Origin of the sequence: Hydrogenophaga sp. 70-12 (assembly GCF_001897365.1) — a bacterium.
Taxonomy (GTDB): domain Bacteria; phylum Pseudomonadota; class Gammaproteobacteria; order Burkholderiales; family Burkholderiaceae_C; genus Hydrogenophaga; species Hydrogenophaga borbori.
The window spans coordinates 12,058-29,722 of the sequence record NZ_MKSS01000003.1; the positions used below are offsets into that span (position 1 = coordinate 12,058).

Sequence of the window (17,665 nt, forward strand, 5' to 3'; positions counted from 1 at the left end):
CCCATGCAAGCCGTTTCCCTCACCGCCTACACCGCCACTTCCTGTCTGGGGCAGGGCCTGGCCGAGCACACGCGGGCGCTGCGCGCATCGCGCAGCGGCCTGACGCCCTGCCGCTTCGAAACCGTGGACCTGCCCACCTGGATCGGCGAGGTGCCCGGCGTCGACGCCGTGGCATTGCCCGCGGCGCTGAGCGCCTTCGACTGCCGCAACCACCGCCTGGCCTGGATGGGCCTGCAGCAGGACGGCTTCGCCGAGCGCGTGCGCGAGGCCGTGGCCCGCCACGGGGCGGACCGCGTGGGCGTGTTCGTCGGCACCAGCACCTCGGGCATCCTGCAGACCGAGCTGGCCTACCGCGAGCGCGACCCGGCCACGGGCGCGCTGCCCGCCTGGTTCCACTACGACACCACGCACAACACCGGCTCGGTGAGCGCCTTCGTGCGCGCCGCCTTCGGGCTGCAGGGCATGGCCATGGCGCTGTCCAGCGCCTGTTCGTCCAGCGCCAAAGTGTTCGCCGCCGCCGCGCGCCAGCTCGCGGCGGGGACCATCGACGCGGCCGTGGTGGGTGGCGTCGATTCGCTCTGCCTCACCACGCTGTACGGCTTCGCCTCGCTGCAACTCACCTCGGCCGAGCCCTGCCGGCCCAGCGATGCGCGGCGCGACGGCATCTCCATCGGCGAGGCGGCGGCCTTCGCGCTGCTGGAGCGCGACGGCGCGCCGGCCGCCGTGCGGCTGCTGGGTGTGGGCGAGTCCAGCGATGCGCACCATATGTCGGCCCCGCACCCGCAGGGCCTGGGCGCGCGCCGGGCCATGGAGGCCGCGCTGCGCTCGGCCGGCCTGCGGGCGGACCAGATCGGCTACATCAACCTGCACGGCACCGCCACGCCGGCCAACGACGCGGCCGAGGGCCTCGCCGTGGCCGCGCTGTTCGGGCGCGGCGCGCCGTGTTCGTCCATCAAGGGCGCCACCGGCCACACGCTGGGCGCGGCCGGCGCGCTGGAGGCGGTGGCCTGCGCCATCGCGCTGCGCGAGGGCTGGATTCCCGGCAGCCCCGGCACGCGCGAACTCGATCCGGCGCTCGATCTGGACTACCGCCTCGACGGCGCGCCCGCGCCCGGGCTGAGGTACGCGCTGTCCAACTCCTTCGGTTTTGGCGGCAGCAACTGCAGCCTGGTGTTCGGTGGGGGCCAGCCATGAACCAGAGCCCCCACGCCCCACCGCACGCCCCCATCTGGCTGCACGGCCTGTCCCTCATCGCCCCCGGCCTGGCCGACTGGCCCCAGGCCGCCGCCGTGCTGCGCGGCGAACAGGCCTGGGCGCACGCGCCTTCGGTGCTGCCGCCGGCCCAGGCGCTGCCGGCGGCCGAACGCCGCCGCGCCAGCCGTGTGGTGCGCCTGGCCCTGGCGCTGGGCCAGCGCGCGCTGGACGGGCAGGACCCGGCCGACATCGCCACGGTCTTCACCTCGTCTGGCGCCGATGGCCACAACTGCCACGCCCTGTGCGAACAGCTGGCGGGCGAGGACCGCGCCATCTCGCCCACGCGCTTCCACAACTCGGTGCACAACGCGGCGGCCGGCTACTGGGGCATCGCCACGCGCTCCATGGCGCCCAGCCAGGTGCTGTGCGCGCACGACGCCAGCTTGGGCGCGGGCTGGATCGACGCCGTGGGCCAGTTGCTCGACGGCGCGCCCGAGGTGCTGCTGGTGGCCTACGACAGCGAGTACCCCGAGCCGTTGCACGCTTGCCGGCCCGTGCCGGATGCGGCGGGCATCGCGCTCTGGCTGGGCACCGCGCCGCGCGAGCGAAGCCTGGGCACGCTGCACGGCGCGCTCACGCGCGATCCGGTGGACACGCTGGCGGCGGCGCCGCTGGAAGGCCTGCGCAGGGCCTTTCCCGCGCTGCGTGGCCTGCCCTTGCTCGAGCGCATCGCGCGCGGCGATGATCGCCCCGTGGTGCTGGACTACCTGGCGCCCCAGCGCCTGCGGCTGCGCTTCACGCCCCGCCAACCATGACCGACCCGACCTCCCACGCCCCGCTGGACCGCGACGCCATCGCGCGCCGCATCCCGCACCAGCTCGACATGTGCCTGCTCGACGCCGTGCGGCACTGGTCGCCCGAGGCCATTCACTGCGAGGCGCGGCTCGATGGCCTGGCCACGCACCCGCTGCGCGGCGCCGACGGCGCCCTGGGCGCGGTGCACGCCATCGAATACGCGGCCCAGGCCATGGCCGTGCACGGCGCCCTGGTCGCCGGTCTGCATGAGGCGCCGCGCGCGGGCTACCTGGCCAGCGTGCGCGGGGTGAACCTGCACACGCTGCGCATCGAAGCCGCCGACGCGCCGCTGCGCGTGCGCGCCGAGCGCCTGTCGGGCGATGCGCGAAACGTGCTCTACGGCTTCAGCGTCGAGGGCGCCCGCGGCGCCGTGGCCGATGGCCGCGCGGCCGTGGTGCTCGACGCCGCGGGCCTCTCGTCCGACGGGGGCCTGGCATGACGGCCTCGAAACGGGCCCTGGTCACGGGCGGCAGCGGCGGCCTGGGCGCGGCCATTGCGCAGCGCCTGGCGCAGGACGGCCTGGAGGTGCTGGTGCACGCCAACCAGGGCATGGAACGGGCGCAGGCCGTGGTCGACCGCATCCTGGCCGCCGGTGGTCGGGCGAGCGCCTGTCGATTCGACGTGACCGACCGCGCGGCCTGCGCGGCGGCCCTGGCCGAGCTGAACGAACAAGGCCCGGTGCAGGTGCTGGTGAACAACGCCGGCGTGCACGACGACGCCGTCTTTCCCGGCATGACGGGCGAGCAATGGGACCGCGTGCTCGACGTCTCGCTCAACGGCTTCTTCAACGTCACGCAGCCGCTCATGCTGCCCATGATCCGCACGCGCTGGGGCCGGGTCATCAACATCACCTCGGTGTCCGGCGTGGTGGGCAACCGCGGGCAGGTGAACTACTCGGCGGCCAAGGCCGCGCTGCACGCGGCGGGGCGCTCGCTGGCGCTGGAGGTGGCCGCGCGCGGCATCACCGTCAATGCGGTGGCGCCCGGCATCATCGACAGCGGCATGGCAGACGGCGTGTTCGACGCCGCCACGGTGAAGCAGCTGGTGCCCATGCAGCGCGCGGGCCGCGCCGAAGAGGTGGCCGATCTCGTGGCCTTCCTGGCCTCCGAGCGGGCCGGCTACATCAGCGGCCAGGTGATCGGCATCAACGGGGCGATGGCCTGAGCCGCTGCCACAGCAGCCGGGGCAGCCGCAGCACGAAGCCCGCGAACAGCCGGCTGTGCATCCAGGAGAGCAGCAGGTTGTCGCGCAGGTATTTGAAGTGCGACACGCCGCCTTCCTCGGGGGCGAGGTAGCGCACCGGCGCGTCCACGTTGATCGGGCGCACGCCGGCCCAGCACAGGCGCACCACGGCCTCGGGGTCGAAGTCGAAGCGGCGCATGAAGCGCGTGGAACGCATCACGTCGATGAGCGCGCGCACCGGGTAGACCCGAAAGCCATAGAGCGAATCGCCGACGCCCATGCCCAGGGTTTCCATGTTGGCCCAGGCGTTGGAGATGCGCCGCCCCTGCACGCGCAGCGCGGGCGCCTCGGGACCGAAGACCGGCTTGCCCAGCACCATGGCCTCGGGCCGTGACACCGAGGTGGCCATGAAGCGGGGGATCAGTTCGGCCGGGTGCTGGCCGTCGGCGTCCATGGTCAGTGCGTGCGTGAAGCCCGACAGCGCGGCGGCCTGCAGGCCCGCCAGCACCGCCGCGCCCTTGCCCTGGTTGCGGGGCAGCACGATCACGCGCAGCTGCGGGTCTTGCGCGGCCAGGGCCTGCACCTCGGCGGTGGAGCCGTCGGTGCTGCCGTCGACCACCACCCACACCGGCGCCCACCGCTCGCGCGCCGCGCGCACCGTGCGCGCGAGCAGCTCGCCGGGGTTGTAGGCGGGGATCAGGACGAGGTGGGTCGTGGAGGGCTGGGGCATGGGTTCGCGGACGCGACCTGGGCGTTCTTGAGCGCCTGGTCGAAGTGGCTTTGCAGTTCGTCGGTGAAGGCGCGGGCGTCGCTGGGCGGCGCGAAGCGCCGGCCCAGGCGCGCGCTCACCCGCAGCGGCAGCTCGGGGCGGCGCCACAGCGGCCAGGCCTTGCCCAGGTACGGGCTGGAGAAATCGAGCAGCACCGTCTGCACCGGCACCTGCGAGCGCACCGCCAGCAGGCCGATGGAGGCGGGCACGCGGTTCATGGGCCAGTCGGTGGTGCGCGTGCCTTCGGGAAAGACGACGACCTGGGCGCCTTCGCGCAGCTCACTGCGGCATTGCAGGATCACGTGCAGCAGGTTGTCGTTGCGCACATAGCCCGCGAGCCGGGCGCCCGCGCCGAACAGCGGGTTGTCCATCAGGCCAGCCTTCATGATGCAGACCGCGTTGGGCAGGCGCGAGACCAGCAGCAGGGCGTCGAGCAGGCTGGGGTGGTTGGCCACCACGATCATCGGGCCCTGCCCGGCCAGGCCATCGAGCGCGTTCAGGTCGAAACGGCAGCCGCAGACCGCGCGCAGCGCGCCGAGGTAGAAGCGGAAGCAGGCCGTGGCCACGCGCCGGCCCACGGCCTGTCCCCAGCGCCGCGGCAGCGCGTGGTGCAGCACCAGGGCGATCGGCGACCAGCTCAGGCACAGCGAGGCGAGCAGGCTCAGGCCCAGCACCATGGCCAGGTGCTCGCGCAGCGCCTGCAGCCACTGGGTGGGGCGGGACAAGGTGAGCCGCATCAGCGCAGGACGGGTCCGTGGGCCAGGGACTCCACCTCGACCAGCAGGTCCTGGCGGCAGATGTCGGCCTGCATCAGCGTGAGGCCGGCGCCGCCCAGGCAGCGCTCGAGCGCGCGGCGCACGACGGGGAAATCGGCCGCGTGGCGCACGTACACCCGATGGCTCAGCGCCTCGGCGCGGTGTCCGGCGGTGCGTGTGGCGCGGTTGGCCTCGTCCAGCACGGCGCGCAGGTTGCGCGCGGTTTCTTCGCATTGCGCGACCACGTCGCCCGGGTGCACGGTCTGGTGGCCGACGATGCTCGCGGTGCCGGAGACCAGCAGCCATTCGCCGGCGCCCGATTCGGCCAGCACCGCGCGCGCGAACAGCGGCGGGCGCGGGCCGTAGTCGCCCGGGTAGTGGAAGGCGCTCACCTGGCGCGGGTTCTCGATCGGGCGCGGCGCCCGGCGCCCGGCGAGGAAGGCGATCGACAGCGGTCCGCGGTCCGCCCAGCCCAGGGCGCTGGCCGCCGGCATCTGGGCGGCGGCGATGGGGCCCAGGGCCTGGTAGGCGTCGTGGCGGCCCAGGTTGAACCAGCGGTAGCGCTCCAGGCCCTGCTCATCGCCGTTGATGCCGGCCATGTAGTTCCACACGCGCCACAGGTGCGGCGTGCCGCGCGCGCCAAGCAGCGCGAACAGGCGCAGGTAGGCCTCGCGCGTGCGTTCGCGCAGGCACGCGCCGCGCTCGGGCGCGTCGGGCGTGGGCTCGTCGAGCTCGATCAGGCCGTACAGCAACTCGCCATCGCCGCGCCAGCGCAGGCCGCCGTCCTGGCCCTGCTGCAGCGGGCCGTCGCTGGCCCAGGCCTCGCGCCAGGCGGCCGCGGCGCCGCGTTCACCCGGCATGCGCAGGCGCTGTTCGGGCCAGGCGGGTGTGCCGCCCGCGCCGTCCAGGGCGGCCCCGCCCAGCACGCCGGACGGGACGGGAGCGTCGACGACGCGCGGTGTGAGCAATCGCAGGCCGCTCATGCGCTGGACGAGGCGCTGGCCGACGCGGTGGGCCGGATGTTGCGCCGGCGCTGTCGCCAGGCCCGCCAGCTGCGCAGCGGGTTGCCCAGGTTGACCGCCAGGTACAGGCCTTTGAAGGCCCACAGCGACGGCCAGATCGGCGTGCGGCCGAACAGATCGCCCGCCAGCACCGACAGCAGGGCCTCCTTCATGCGCAGGGGGTTGTGCGGGTCCATGAAGAAGCCGCGCATGGTGGGGTTGGTCATGCGGTAGATGAACCAGGAAAACTCGCGCGGGCCGTGGCGCATGTGGCGGTCGAAGCGGCGCAGGGCCTGGGCCGCGCGCGCCGGCTCGCGCAGGCAGGTGTCCACGGTGCGCGCGCCGATTTCGGCGCTGCTCATGGCCAGCCACACCCCCGAGGAGAACACCGGGTCGATGAAGGCATAGGCGTCGCCCAGCAGCAGGAAGCCGGCGCCGTGGCTGAGCGTGGAGCGGTAGGAGTAGTTGCCCGTGGCCTCGGCGGGCGTTGCCGGCTGCGCGCCGGCCAGGCGCTCGGCCAGTGGCGGGCAATGGTGGATGTTGTCCAGCAGGAAGTCCATCAGCTCGCGCCCACCGCGGGTCTTCATGTGGTACGGCCAGGTGACCATGCCGACGCTGGTGGCGCCGTCGCTCAGCGGGATGAACCAGAACCAGCCGTGCTCGAACCAGAAAATGGTGATGTTGCCGGCGTCCTGGCCCTCGTGGCGGCGCGCGCCGCGGAAGTGGGCGTAGACGGCGGCACTGTTGTGGTCGGGGTTCTTCTCTTTGGTCTTGAGCCTGCCCGCGAGGAAGGTGTCGCGGCCCGAGGCGTCGACCAGGAAGCGCGGGCGCCATTCGGTGCTGCGCCCCTGTGCGTCGCTGGAGACGACCGATGCCACGCGCTGGCCGTCGGCGGCCCAGCGCAGCTCGCGGGCCAGCGTGCCCTCGTGTACCTCCACGCCCTGTTCAGCGGCGTTGCGCAGCAGCAGCTGGTCGAAGTCGGCGCGTTTGACCTGGTAGGCCGTCGGCATGGACTTGTCCCAGGCGTCGGCGAAGTAGTAGGTCTGCGTGTGGCTGTGCTGCGGCGAGACGAATTCGGCGCCGGGCTTGAGCATGCCGATGGCCCGCACGGCGTCGCCCACGCCCAGCCGATCGAGCAAGGGCATATTGGCCGGCAGCAGCGATTCGCCGATGTGAAAGCGCGGGTGGTGGTCCTTGTCGAGCAGGACCACGCGGTGGCCCTGGCGCGCCAGCAAGGTGGAAACCGTGGAGCCCGCAGGCCCGCCGCCGATCACCAGAACGTCGCAGTCGCGCGGCGCGGTGTCTGTCTCTTGCATGGAACCTCGCTGGTCACTGGGCGCCGCGTGGGGAGGCGGCGCGGAAATCCAGGGATTCTAGGAGGCCCATTCGGCGCCAGAGCCGGGGGCATGTAACCAAAAAAAAGAAGCCCTCACCGTAGGGTGAGGGCTGTGAAGGGTCCGATGAAACCGAATTTCGAAAAGGACCCGAGGAGACAACCAGAAAAAACCGATGACAGCAAACCTTGGGCGTTCAGACTAAGGCCTGCAATACGCTGTCAATTGTGGGCGGGCGACGGAATGTCAAGTCCCGCGATCAACGGCAGCGTTCTTGTGCTATTTCAGCGCTTCTTGGCGGCGGTCTTGGAGGCGTTCACGGCGGTGGCGGCCACGGTGTTGAAGTTGGACTCAGCCATTTCGGTGGCCTGCTTCACGGCCTTCTGCACCGACTCGATGGCGTTGTTGGCGGCGGACACGGCGCTCTTCATCACGGCGACGGCGGTTTCGGAGCCGGCCGGCGCGTTCTTGGCGGCGTTGTCCACGACGGCCATGAATTTCTTCTGGGCGTCGGCGGCGGTGGCTTCGGCGGCCTTGCCGAACTCGGCGCCGGTGCCGGAGGCGATGTCATACAGGTGGCGGCTGTAGGCCACGGTCTTCTCGGCCAGGGGCTGCATCAGGCTGGCTTGCAGGTTCAGCAGTTCCTGGGCGTCCTTGACGCTGAGCAGGGCCTGGGCGTTGTTGGCGGACTCGGACAGGGCGGCCTTGGTGGCTTGCAGGTTGAGTTCAACCAGCTTCTCGACGCCTTCGAAAGCCTTCTGGGTCAGGCCAAAGAGGGTGTCCATCTGGGACTTCTGGGCGGCGATGATTTGTTCGGCGGTCAGCATGAAGATTCTCCTGAGGGGTGGATGGGGGACAACAGAGGCTGCGGCGTGGAGGCGGGTGGCCTCGGCTCGAACGGTGGTCTCGTTCGTTATGCTGCGCTGCAACATGGGTCGAATTATTGAGGAGCCGGGCCAGCGATGCAAGCCCTTTTTGCTGCATTGCAACAATTTAGGGGGTGCTTTCTAAACCCGGGGCCCGCGCTGCGGCTTCGCGCCGCGCCCACAATGCGCCGCCGCCGTTTCGCCCGCGCCCCGTGCACGCCTACTACGCCGATCACTTCGTGCTGCCCCTGCCCAGCGGGCACCGCTTTCCCATGGCCAAGTACGGCCGTTTGCGCGAACGCCTGGCGTGCGAGCTGCCCGAAGTGGATCTGCACGAGGCGCTGCCCGCCAGCGACGGGGAATTGGCCCTGGTGCACGCGCCGGCCTACATCGCCGCGGTGGCGGACGGCTCCCTGAGCCCTGCGATGCAGCGCGAGATCGGTTTCCCCTGGAGCCCGGCGATGGCCGAGCGCGCGCGCCGTTCGGTGGGCGCGACGCTGCAGGCCGCGCGCCGCGTGATGGGGCAGGGCGGTGGCCTGGCGGCCAACCTGGCGGGCGGCACGCACCACGCCTATGCCGACAAGGGAGGTGGCTTCTGTGTCTTCAACGACTTCGCGGTCGCCGCGCGGTTGATGCAGGCCGAACACGCCCGCCGCCACCGCCAGCCGCTGCGGGTGGCCATCGTCGACCTTGACGTGCACCAGGGCAATGGCACGGCACGCCTGTTCGCGGCCGACCCCAGTGTGTTCACGCTCTCGCTGCACGGTGCCAAGAATTTTCCCTTCCGCAAGGAGCCGAGCGACCTGGACGTGGAGCTGCCCGACGGCTGCGGCGACGACGACTACCTGTACGCCCTGGACCTGGCGCTCGACGAGCTGGCGCGCCGCTTCGAGCCCGGACTGGTGCTCTACCTGGCGGGCGCCGACCCGCACGAGGGCGATCGCCTGGGGCGCCTCAAGCTCAGCTTCGACGGCCTGGAGGCGCGCGACCGCCGCGTGATGGATTGGGCCTGGTCGCGCCGGCTGCCGCTGGTCTTCGCCATGGGCGGCGGCTACGGCCACGACCTGGAGGCCACGGTGCAGGTGCAGATCAACACCTACCGCACGGCGCTGGCTTTCGAGCGCCGCTGGCAGGCGTGGCCGCCGGCGCTGGCGGCTGGAACCCCGGCCGGTACGCACTGGCACAATCCCGGGCCATGACCGCACCGGCATCCCGTCCCCAGGCCCGGCCCCGCAGCGACTTCCGCGTCTTTCGCGCCATCGGCACCCGCTGGGCCGACAACGACGTCTATGGCCACGTCAACAACGTCGTTTACTACAGCTGGTTCGACACGGCGGTCAACGCGCACCTGATCGAATCCGGCGCGCTCGACATCCACGCGGGCGGCGTCATCGGCCTGGTGGTGGAGACGCAGTGCCACTATTTCGAGCCGCTGAGCTTTCCCCAGACCGTGTGGGCCGGCCTGCGCGTGGCGCACCTGGGCACGTCCAGCGTGCGCTACGAGGTGGGCCTGTTCGCCGATGGCGCGGACCGCACGGCGGCGCACGGCCACTTCGTGCACGTCTACGTGGACCGCGCCAGCCGCCGCCCCGTGCCCTTGCCCGACGCCTTGAAGAAGACCCTGGAGACCTTGAGATGAACCTCGCCGAGCCCGTCGCGATCGACCCCGCGAGCGTCGACGCCGCCATCACCAGCCGCATGTCGGTGCGCGCCTTCCTGCCCACGCCGGTGCCGCGCCAGACCATCGAACACATCCTGGACGTGGCCAGCCGCGCCCCGTCGGGCACCAACACCCAGCCCTGGCGCGTGTACGTGCTGCAGCATGCGGTGCGCGACGAACTCGTGGCCAAGGTCTGTGCCGCGCACGACGCCATCTACGCCAACCCCGCGCTGGCCGCCGAGTACCGCGAGGAGTACGACTACTACCCCGAGAAATGGGTCAGCCCCTACATCGACCGCCGGCGCGAGAACGGCTGGGGCCTGTACGGTCTGCTGGGCATCAACAAGGGCGAGAAGGACAAGATGCATGCGCAGCACCACCGCAACTTCCGCTTCTTCGACGCGCCCGTGGGCCTGATGTTCACGCTCGATCGCGTGATGGGCCGCGGCTCGCTGGTGGACTACGGCATGTTCCTGCAGAACATCATGGTGGCCGCACGCGGCCAGGGCCTGCACACCTGCCCCCAGGCGGCCTGGAACGGTTTCGCGAAAATCATCCTCCCGCACATCGGCGCCGGCCCCGACGAAATGGTGGTCTGCGGCATGGCGCTGGGTTACGCCAACCCCGACGAGCCCGTCAACGGCTTCCACACGCCGCGCGAGCCGGTCTCGTCGTTCACCCACTGGCTGGGCTGAGGCCGCGCGCTCTCTTTCCGCTTTTCCTTTTCTTTTTCAGGAGACAAACATGATCACCACCCCCAGCGGCCTGCAATACGAAGACACCGTGGTTGGGCAGGGCGAGGAAGCCCAGGCAGGCCGACCGGTGCAGGTGCACTACACCGGCTGGCTGTACGTCAACGGCGCCGCCGGCAGCAAGTTCGATTCGAGCAAGGACCGCGGCCAGCCCTTCGAATTTCCGCTGGGCATGGGCCACGTCATCCGCGGCTGGGACGAGGGCGTGCAGGGCATGAAGGTCGGTGGCACGCGCCGCCTGGTGATCCCGGCCGAGCTCGGCTACGGCGCGCGCGGCGCTGGCGGCGTGATCCCGCCCAACGCCACGCTGCTGTTCGAAGTCGACCTGCTGGCCGTCTGAACGGGGGGCGCGGCGTGAGCTCCCTTTCGCTCAGGGCCCTGGCCCTGTCGTCCCTGTTGTTGCCCGGCCTGGCCGGTGCCGCCGAGCTCGACGGCAGCCAGCTGTCCGCCTGGTGGGGCCTGCCCTTCGCCGGCGTGCTGCTGTCCATTGCCGTCATGCCGCTGCTGGCGCCCATGTTCTGGCACCACCACTTCGGCAAGGTGTCGGCCGCCTGGGCACTGGCCTTCCTGGTGCCGTTCGCCCTCACGTTCGGCGCTGGCGCCACGGGCGCCGCGGTGGTGCACGCGGCGCTGGCCGAGTACATCCCCTTCATCATCCTGCTCACGGCGCTGTTCACCGTCGCCGGCGGGATCTTCGTGCGCGGCAACCTGCACGGCAGCCCGGGGCTGAACACGGGCATCCTGGCCATCGGTGCGGTGCTGGCCAGTTTCATGGGCACCACCGGCGCCTCCATGCTGCTGATCCGCCCGTTGATCCGTGCCAACGACAACCGCCGGCACCAGGTGCACGTGGTGGTCTTCTTCATCTTCATCGTGTCCAACGCCGGTGGCGCGCTCACGCCGCTGGGCGATCCGCCGCTGTTCCTGGGCTTCCTCAAGGGCGTGGGCTTCTTCTGGACGCTCGAGCACCTGTGGGCCAAGACCGGTTTCATCATCGGCGTGCTGCTGGTGCTGTTCTATCTGATCGACTCGTACTACTACCGCCGCCGCGAAGAGGTTCGCGCGCCCGATCCCACGCCCGACACGCCGCGCCTGGGCTTCGACGGCGCGATCAATTTCGCGCTGCTGGGCGTGGTGGTGGTGCTGGTGTTGATGAGCGGCCTGTGGAAGTCTCCGGTGGTGTTCAACGTCGCCGGCACCGAGGTCGGCCTGCCCGGCATCGTGCGCGACGTCGGCCTGATCATCGTCACGCTGGTTTCGCTGCGCATCACGCCCGAGAGCGCGCACGAGGGCAACCAGTTCAATTGGGCCCCTATGCAGGAAGTGGCCAAGCTGTTCGCGGCGATCTTCCTGACCATCATCCCGGTCATCGCCATGCTCAAGGCCGGCGTGGACGGTCCGTTCGCGGCCGTGATCCGCGCGGTCACGCACGCCGACGGTTCGCCGAACAACCCCATGTACTTCTGGGCCACGGGCGCGCTGAGCTCCTTCCTGGACAACGCGCCCACTTACCTGGTGTTCTTCAACACCGCCGGTGGCGACCCGCAGGTGCTGATGACCACGCTCGCGCCCACGCTGATCGCCATTTCGGCCGGCGCGGTGTTCATGGGGGCCAATACCTACATCGGCAACGCGCCCAACCTCATGGTCAAGGCCATCGCCGAAGACCGCGGCGTGAAGATGCCCAGCTTCTTCGGCTACATGGCCTGGTCGGTGGGCATCCTGCTGCCGCTGTTCCTGGTCGTCACCTGGATCTGGTTCCTCTGACCCGACCCGCTTCCCGCACAACACCACCCCAAGGAGACCCGCCGCATGGCCGCCAAGCCCGCCATCCTCATCAGCCGCAAGATCTTCCCCGAGGTCGTCGAGCACCTGCGCCAGCACTTCGAAGTCGATCACAACGACGCCGATGGCGTGCTGGCGCCGGCCCAACTCATCGAGCGCCTGCAGGGCAAGGTGGGCGCCCTGACGACCGGCAGCGAGCGCATCGACGGTGCCATCGTCCAGGCCGTGCCCTCGCTGCGCATCGTGGCCAACATCGCGGTGGGGTACAACAACTTCGACGTGCCCGCGCTCAGCGCGGCCGGCGTGCTGGCCACCAACACGCCCGACGTGCTCACCGAAACCACGGCCGACTTCGGCTTCGCGCTGCTCATGGCCACCGCGCGCCGCCTCACCGAGAGCGAGCATTTCCTGCGCGCCGGCCAGTGGAACCGCTGGGCGCTGGACATGTTCGCGGGCGCCGAGGTGCACGGCAGCACCCTGGGCATCCTGGGCATGGGCCGCATCGGCCAGGCCATCGCGCGCCGCGGCGCACTGGGCTTCGGCATGAAGGTGATCTACCACAACCGCTCGCGCCTGGATCCCTCCACCGAGGCCGAGTGCCAGGCCCGCTACGTGGACAAGGCCACGCTGCTGCGCGAGGCCGACCACCTGATCCTGGTGCTGCCCTACAGCAAGGAAAGCCACCACGCCATCGGCGCGGCCGAGATCGCGCAGATGAAGCCCAGCGCCACGCTGGTCAACATCGCCCGCGGCGGCATCGTGGACGACGCGGCGCTGGCGAAGGCGCTCAAGGAGCGGCGCATCGCCGCCGCCGGCCTGGACGTGTTCGAAGGCGAACCCCAGGTGCACCCCGATCTGCTCACCGTGCCCAACGTGGTGCTCACGCCGCACATCGCCAGCGCCACCATCCAGACGCGGCGCGCCATGGCCATGCTGGCGGCCGACAACGTGATCGACTACCTCACCACCGGCCAGCCGCGCACGCCGCTCAACGCCGAGATCATCGGGAAAGGCGCGCGCGCCTGACCATGGACACTTGGTTGCTGATCGCGCTGCTGGCACTGGCCCTCGGCGGCGTGGTGCTGCAGCTCCTGCTGTGGCGCCGCCGGCCCGAACCTCCCGCGGTGTCGCCGGAGGACATCGCCCACCGCCAGGCGGTGCTGGCGCAGCTACAACAGATCGCCCAGCGCGTGGAGCACGTGGAAGGCGAGCTGCGGCGCGAGGTGAGCGACAACGCCCGCAACGCGCGCCAGGAGCAGCAGCAGAGCCTGAGCCGCTTCCAGGAGTCCATCACCGCGCAGTCGGCCGAAACCACGCGCACGCAGAACGCGCAGCTCGACGGCTTCGCCCAGCAACTGGTGCAGCTGCGCGGCGCGCTGGGCGACGCGCTCACGCGCCAACTGCAGGACATGAGCGAGGCCAACGCGCGCCGCCTGGCCGAGATCCGCACCACGCTGGACGCCCAGCTCACGCAGCTGCAACAGGGCAACGCCGCCAAGCTCGACGAGATGCGCGCCGTGGTCGACGAGAAGCTGCAGAGCACGCTGCAAGCGCGCCTGGGCGAGAGCTTCAAGCAGGTGGCCGACCGCTTGGAGCAGGTGCACAAGGGCCTGGGCGAGATGCAGACGCTGGCGCAGGGTGTGGGCGACCTCAAGCACCTGCTCACCAACGTGAAGACGCGCGGCATGTTTGGCGAGGCCCAGTTGGCCGCGCTGCTGGAGCAGGTGTTCGCGCCCGACCAGTACGCAGCCCAGGTGGTCACGCGCCCGGGTTCGCGCAACCCGGTCGATTTCGCGGTTCGCCTGCCGGGCCGCGGCGACGACGGCGCGCCGTGCTGGCTGCCGATCGACGCCAAGTTCCCGAACGAAGACTACGAGCGCCTGCTCGATGCCCAGCAGCGCGCCGATGGGGACGGCGCCGAGGCCGCGGGCCGCGCGCTGGAGCAGCGCATCCGCCTGGAGGCCAAGTCCATGGCCGACAAGTACCTCGAGCCGCCGCACACCACCGACTTCGCCATCCTGTTCCTGCCCACCGAGGGCCTGTACGCCGAGGTGCTGCGCCGCCCCGGCCTGATGGAGCTGCTGCAGCGCGAGCACCGCGTCACCCTGGCCGGCCCGACCACGCTGATGGCCATGCTCAACTCGTTGCAGATGGGCTTTCGCACGCTGGCGCTGGAGAAGCGCAGCAGCGAGGTTTGGCAGGTGCTGGGCGCGGTCAAGACCGAATTCGGCAAGTTCGGCGACGTGCTGGCGCGCGTGAAGAGCCAGACCCAGACGGTGCTCAACACCCTGGACCAGGCCGAGGTGCGCAGCCGCGCCATGGGCCGCGCGCTCAAGACCGTGGAAGCGCTGCCGCAGGACCGCAGCAGCGCGCTGCTGCCGCTGGACAGCGATCCCACCGACCCCGAGGCCCCTTGAACCCCCGCTTGCGCGTGGACCTCGCGCGGCTGATCGCTTCGCAGATCAGCGTGCACGCCTGCATGACCGGCTTTCGCATGGCCGCGCCCCTGATGGCGCTGCGCGAAGGCCACAGCGCCTGGTCGGTGGGCGTGCTGCTGGCGCTGTTTGCGCTGGCGCCGGTGTTCCTGGCGCTGCCCGCCGGCCGCTTCGCCGACCGGCACGGCCTGCAGCGGCCGGTGCGCCTGGCCGTTACCGTGGCCAGCGTGGGCGCGCTGGCGGCGGTGGCCTGGCCCACGTTCTGGGTGCTGTGCCTGTCGGCCACCACCTGCGGCGCGGCCAGCGGCCTGGCCATGATCGCGCTGCAGCGCCACGTGGGCCGGCTCGCGCACGACGCGACCGAGCTGCGCCAGGTGTTCAGCTGGATGGCGGTGGGCCCGTCGATCTCCAACTTCCTGGGGCCGGTGCTGGCCGGCTTCGCCATCGACCACGCGGGGTTCCGCTGGGCCTACCTGGTGCTCGCGCTGCTGCCCTGGCTGGCCTGGTGGTGGGTGCGGCGCACGCAGGAGCTGCCGCGCGAGCCCGCGCCCGAGGGCGCTCAGAAGCGGTCTTCGTGGGACCTGCTGCGCGAACCCGATTTCCGCCGCCTCATGGCACTGAACTGGATGCTGTCGTCCTGCTGGGACGTGCACACCTTCCTGGTCCCTGTGCTGGGCCACGAGCGCGGCCTGAGCGCCACCGCCATCGGTGCCATCCTGGGCGGCTTCGCGCTCGCGGCCACGGCCATCCGCGTGCTCATGCCCTGGATCGCCGCGCGCCTGCGCGAATCGGCGGTGATCGCCGCCGCCATGTTCGCCACCGCCGCGCTGTTCGCCCTCTACCCCTTCGCGTACGCGGCCTGGGCCATGGCCACGCTGTCCGTGCTGCTGGGCTTTGCGCTGGGGTCGGTGCAGCCCATGATCATGAGCATGCTGCACCAGATGACGCCGCCGCACCGCCACGGCGAGGCCCTGGGCCTGCGCGCCATGGCCATCAACGGATCGAGCGTTGCGATGCCCCTGCTGTTCGGCTCGGCCGGGGCGGCGGTGGGCGTGGCCTATGTGTTCTGGGCCGTGGGGGGCGTGGTGGGCATGGCCTCGCCCATGGCCTGGCGCTTGCGGCCGGCGGTCGCGCCGCCGGAGCGTTCGCGGCCTTGACGGCGGTCGGCCGCCGGCTCCCGAAAGCCCAGGCCGGTGAGGTAGATGTCCATGGTCTGGCGTCCGCGCGCGACCAGGTCGAAGGCCTTGGGGTCGAGCAGCCAGTTCTGGATCAGGCCATCGATCATCACGTGCAGGCCCAGCGCCGCCGCCGACAGGGGAATGGGCAGGCTCAGGCCCTGGCGTTGCGCGGCCAGCTGAAGGGTGTCTCGGGTCACGGCCATGCACTCGTTGCGCACCCGCAGGTGGCGATCGCGCACGGCCTGCATCTCGTCGGTGTATTCCACCTTGTGCGTGGCCACCTCGAACACGCGCCGCGTGCGCTCATCGCGCGCCGTCTGGCGCAAGGCGCTGCCCATGGTGTCGCGCAGGGAGCGCAGGGGATCGTCCTCGGCGGCGGCCGCGCGGCCCGCCTCGGCGAGTGAGGTCTCCAGCGGCAGGGTCACGCGCTCCATCATGGCGTTGAACAGGTCCGCCTTGTCCTTGAAGTGGTGGTAGACCGCGCCGCGCGTGGCGCCCGCGGCGGTGGCGATGTCGTTCAGCGTGGTGCCCGACACGCCCTTGGCCTGGAACAGGCGCTCGGCGGCGTCGAGCAGCCGGTTGCGTGTTTCCTGTGCTTCAGCTTTGGTGCGGCGGGCCATGAATGGACTTTGGTAAAAGAGGGGTTTTGCGGAAAAAAGCCGAATATACATACATTCACGTATGTATACTCGCGCGTTTCCCGAGCCCACCCGCGCGCCGAGGTCTATTCCATGCCCAGTTCCTTCCCGCTGCCGCGCTCCCGCGCGGCCAAAACCCTTGTTGCCATCGCCCTGGCCGCCCTGGTGGTCGCCTGCGGCAAGCAGGGCGCCCCGGCCCAGGCCGGCGGCGGCGCGCCGCCTCCACCCGAGGTGGGCGTGATCACCGTGGCTCTGGGCGATGTGGGCCTGGTCAACGAACTGCCGGGTCGCCTGGAGGCCTCGCGCGTCTCCGAGGTGCGGGCGCGCGCCGCCGGCATCCTCCAGCAGCGCCTGTTCCGCGAGGGCAGCGAGGTCAAGGCCGGCCAGCGCCTGTTCCAGATCGATCCCGCGCCGTACCAGGCCACGCTGCAGAGCGCGCGCGCCACGCTGGCCCGCGCCGAGGCCAACCTGACCCAGGCCAAGGCCCTGGCCGAGCGCTATGCCCCGCTGGTGAAGGAAAACGCCATCAGCCAGCAGGAATACGCCAACGCCCAGGCCGCGCAGAAGCAGGCCGAGGCCGACGTGGCCGCTGGCCGCGCCGCGGTGCAGACCGCCAATATCAACCTCGGCTACGCCAACGTCACGGCGCCCATCAGCGGGCGCATCGGCCGCGCGCTGGTGACCGAGGGCGCGCTGGTGGGGCAGGGCGAGCCCACGCCGCTGGCCGTGATCCAGCAGATCAACCCCATGTACGTGAACTTCACGCAGTCGGCCTCCGAGGTCTACCGCCTGCGGCGCGCCTTGCAGAGCGGCTCGCTCAAGGGCGCGGGCGATCAGGTCGCCCGCGTGAAGATCGTGCTGGAGGACGGCTCGGTCTATGGCCGCGATGGCCGCCTGCTGTTTTCCGACCTCACCGTGGACAGCGCCACCGGCCAGGTGACGCTGCGCGCCGAGGTGCCCAACCCCGATGGCGTGCTGCTGCCCGGCCTGTATGTGCGCGTGCGCATCGAACAGGCCACGGCGGGCAATGCCCTGCTGCTGCCGCAGCAGGCCGTCACGCGCACGGCGCAGGGCGATTCGGTGATGGTGGTCGATGGCGAAGGCAAGGTCGCGCCGCGCAACATCACCGTGCGGGGCCAGCAAGAGGGTCAGTGGGTCGTGACCGAGGGCCTCAAGGCCGGTGACCAGGTCATGGTCGACGGCTTCCAGAAACTGCGTCCGGGCGGCACCGTCAAGCCCGTGCCCTGGAAGAAGCCGGGTG

General features: G+C 71.0%; 19 protein-coding genes. 13 read left to right on the top strand and 6 right to left on the bottom strand.

What is annotated here, in order from left to right:
• Positions 1 to 3: 3 nt before the first annotated feature.
• The 4 genes from BGO22_RS00140 to fabG are packed head-to-tail and all read left to right on the top strand — an operon-like array spanning position 4 to position 3,213.
• Complete coding sequence (locus BGO22_RS00140) at positions 4 to 1,194, top strand: beta-ketoacyl-[acyl-carrier-protein] synthase family protein (RefSeq protein ID WP_070397910.1); 1,191 nt, start codon at positions 4 to 6, stop codon at positions 1,192 to 1,194.
• Complete coding sequence (locus tag BGO22_RS00145) at positions 1,191 to 2,009, top strand: beta-ketoacyl synthase chain length factor (protein WP_070397909.1); 819 nt, start codon at positions 1,191 to 1,193, stop codon at positions 2,007 to 2,009. Before BGO22_RS00140 ends, BGO22_RS00145 begins: the two co-directional genes overlap by 4 nt.
• Positions 2,006 to 2,488, top strand: coding sequence for a hotdog family protein (locus BGO22_RS00150; protein ID WP_070397908.1), 483 nt, complete (start codon positions 2,006 to 2,008; stop codon positions 2,486 to 2,488). The genes BGO22_RS00145 and BGO22_RS00150 overlap by 4 nt, the downstream gene beginning before the upstream one ends.
• Positions 2,485 to 3,213 carry a 3-oxoacyl-ACP reductase FabG gene (gene fabG, locus BGO22_RS00155; RefSeq protein ID WP_070397907.1) on the top strand — a complete coding sequence of 243 codons (729 nt, stop codon included), beginning with the start codon at positions 2,485 to 2,487 and terminating at the stop codon, positions 3,211 to 3,213. The genes BGO22_RS00150 and fabG overlap by 4 nt, the downstream gene beginning before the upstream one ends.
• Here the strand turns inward: fabG and BGO22_RS00160 are convergent.
• From BGO22_RS00160 to BGO22_RS00180, 5 genes are all read right to left on the bottom strand, one after another.
• Positions 3,194 to 3,961, bottom strand: a complete 768-nt coding sequence (locus BGO22_RS00160) for a glycosyltransferase family 2 protein (RefSeq protein WP_070397906.1) — start codon at positions 3,959 to 3,961, stop codon at positions 3,194 to 3,196. The genes fabG and BGO22_RS00160 overlap by 20 nt on opposite strands.
• Positions 3,928 to 4,725: a lysophospholipid acyltransferase family protein gene (locus BGO22_RS00165; RefSeq protein ID WP_254668111.1), complete on the bottom strand. Its 798-nt coding sequence runs from the start codon at positions 4,723 to 4,725 to the stop codon at positions 3,928 to 3,930. The genes BGO22_RS00160 and BGO22_RS00165 overlap by 34 nt, the downstream gene beginning before the upstream one ends.
• Positions 4,726 to 4,736: 11 nt before the next feature.
• On the bottom strand, positions 4,737 to 5,738 hold the full coding sequence (locus BGO22_RS00170) for a chorismate transformation FkbO/Hyg5 family protein (protein ID WP_070397904.1): 1,002 nt from the start codon (positions 5,736 to 5,738) through the stop codon (positions 4,737 to 4,739).
• The gene (locus BGO22_RS00175; RefSeq protein WP_070397903.1) at positions 5,735 to 7,072 is read right to left on the bottom strand and encodes an NAD(P)/FAD-dependent oxidoreductase; all 1,338 of its coding nucleotides are present in this window, start codon (positions 7,070 to 7,072) and stop codon (positions 5,735 to 5,737) included. The genes BGO22_RS00170 and BGO22_RS00175 overlap by 4 nt, the downstream gene beginning before the upstream one ends.
• A 302-nt stretch (positions 7,073 to 7,374) precedes the next feature.
• Complete coding sequence (locus tag BGO22_RS00180; RefSeq protein WP_070397902.1) at positions 7,375 to 7,917, bottom strand: phasin family protein; 543 nt, start codon at positions 7,915 to 7,917, stop codon at positions 7,375 to 7,377.
• Positions 7,918 to 8,168: 251 nt separating this feature from the next.
• Here BGO22_RS00180 and BGO22_RS00185 point away from each other — a divergent pair, with 251 nt between their 5' ends.
• The 8 genes from BGO22_RS00185 to BGO22_RS00220 are packed head-to-tail and all read left to right on the top strand — an operon-like array spanning position 8,169 to position 15,745.
• Positions 8,169 to 9,155: a histone deacetylase family protein gene (locus BGO22_RS00185; RefSeq protein ID WP_070397901.1), complete on the top strand. Its 987-nt coding sequence runs from the start codon at positions 8,169 to 8,171 to the stop codon at positions 9,153 to 9,155.
• A complete protein-coding gene (locus BGO22_RS00190) occupies positions 9,152 to 9,595 on the top strand; it encodes an acyl-CoA thioesterase (RefSeq protein WP_070397900.1) in 444 nt (147 codons plus the stop codon). Before BGO22_RS00185 ends, BGO22_RS00190 begins: the two co-directional genes overlap by 4 nt.
• Positions 9,592 to 10,311 carry a nitroreductase gene (locus tag BGO22_RS00195; protein WP_070397899.1) on the top strand — a complete coding sequence of 240 codons (720 nt, stop codon included), beginning with the start codon at positions 9,592 to 9,594 and terminating at the stop codon, positions 10,309 to 10,311. The genes BGO22_RS00190 and BGO22_RS00195 overlap by 4 nt, the downstream gene beginning before the upstream one ends.
• Positions 10,312 to 10,360: 49 nt before the next feature.
• Positions 10,361 to 10,708, top strand: coding sequence for an FKBP-type peptidyl-prolyl cis-trans isomerase (locus BGO22_RS00200; protein ID WP_070397898.1), 348 nt, complete (start codon positions 10,361 to 10,363; stop codon positions 10,706 to 10,708).
• Positions 10,709 to 10,722: 14 nt separating this feature from the next.
• Complete coding sequence (locus tag BGO22_RS00205; protein WP_070397897.1) at positions 10,723 to 12,135, top strand: sodium:proton antiporter; 1,413 nt, start codon at positions 10,723 to 10,725, stop codon at positions 12,133 to 12,135.
• 45 nt (positions 12,136 to 12,180) lie between these two features.
• Positions 12,181 to 13,179, top strand: coding sequence for a 2-hydroxyacid dehydrogenase (locus tag BGO22_RS00210; protein ID WP_070397896.1), 999 nt, complete (start codon positions 12,181 to 12,183; stop codon positions 13,177 to 13,179).
• A gap of 2 nt (positions 13,180 to 13,181) precedes the next feature.
• Positions 13,182 to 14,570, top strand: a complete 1,389-nt coding sequence (locus BGO22_RS00215; RefSeq protein ID WP_070397895.1) for a DNA recombination protein RmuC — start codon at positions 13,182 to 13,184, stop codon at positions 14,568 to 14,570.
• Positions 14,567 to 15,745, top strand: coding sequence for an MFS transporter (locus BGO22_RS00220; protein WP_419880072.1), 1,179 nt, complete (start codon positions 14,567 to 14,569; stop codon positions 15,743 to 15,745). Before BGO22_RS00215 ends, BGO22_RS00220 begins: the two co-directional genes overlap by 4 nt.
• Here BGO22_RS00220 and BGO22_RS00225 read toward each other — a convergent pair.
• Positions 15,646 to 16,386, bottom strand: coding sequence for a TetR family transcriptional regulator (locus BGO22_RS00225; protein ID WP_070397893.1), 741 nt, complete (start codon positions 16,384 to 16,386; stop codon positions 15,646 to 15,648). The two genes, BGO22_RS00220 and BGO22_RS00225, sit on opposite strands and share 100 nt — an antisense overlap.
• 111 nt (positions 16,387 to 16,497) lie before the next feature.
• On the opposite strand from BGO22_RS00225, the gene BGO22_RS00230 reads away from it, so the two are divergent.
• A partial coding sequence (locus tag BGO22_RS00230; RefSeq protein WP_286848214.1) for an efflux RND transporter periplasmic adaptor subunit occupies positions 16,498 to 17,665 on the top strand: 1,168 nt, incomplete at its 3' end.

Coding starts and splice junctions, on each gene's coding strand:
- BGO22_RS00175 (WP_070397903.1), bottom strand. CDS start 7,072: ATGCAAGAGACAGACACCGCGCCGCGCGACTGCGACGTTCTGGTGATC.
- BGO22_RS00210 (WP_070397896.1), top strand. CDS start 12,181: ATGGCCGCCAAGCCCGCCATCCTCATCAGCCGCAAGATCTTCCCCGAG.
- fabG (WP_070397907.1), top strand. CDS start 2,485: ATGACGGCCTCGAAACGGGCCCTGGTCACGGGCGGCAGCGGCGGCCTG.
- BGO22_RS00190 (WP_070397900.1), top strand. CDS start 9,152: ATGACCGCACCGGCATCCCGTCCCCAGGCCCGGCCCCGCAGCGACTTC.
- BGO22_RS00150 (WP_070397908.1), top strand. CDS start 2,006: ATGACCGACCCGACCTCCCACGCCCCGCTGGACCGCGACGCCATCGCG.
- BGO22_RS00200 (WP_070397898.1), top strand. CDS start 10,361: ATGATCACCACCCCCAGCGGCCTGCAATACGAAGACACCGTGGTTGGG.
- BGO22_RS00225 (WP_070397893.1), bottom strand. CDS start 16,386: ATGGCCCGCCGCACCAAAGCTGAAGCACAGGAAACACGCAACCGGCTG.
- BGO22_RS00195 (WP_070397899.1), top strand. CDS start 9,592: ATGAACCTCGCCGAGCCCGTCGCGATCGACCCCGCGAGCGTCGACGCC.
- BGO22_RS00170 (WP_070397904.1), bottom strand. CDS start 5,738: ATGAGCGGCCTGCGATTGCTCACACCGCGCGTCGTCGACGCTCCCGTC.
- BGO22_RS00140 (WP_070397910.1), top strand. CDS start 4: ATGCAAGCCGTTTCCCTCACCGCCTACACCGCCACTTCCTGTCTGGGG.
- BGO22_RS00215 (WP_070397895.1), top strand. CDS start 13,182: ATGGACACTTGGTTGCTGATCGCGCTGCTGGCACTGGCCCTCGGCGGC.
- BGO22_RS00160 (WP_070397906.1), bottom strand. CDS start 3,961: ATGCCCCAGCCCTCCACGACCCACCTCGTCCTGATCCCCGCCTACAAC.
- BGO22_RS00145 (WP_070397909.1), top strand. CDS start 1,191: ATGAACCAGAGCCCCCACGCCCCACCGCACGCCCCCATCTGGCTGCAC.
- BGO22_RS00180 (WP_070397902.1), bottom strand. CDS start 7,917: ATGCTGACCGCCGAACAAATCATCGCCGCCCAGAAGTCCCAGATGGAC.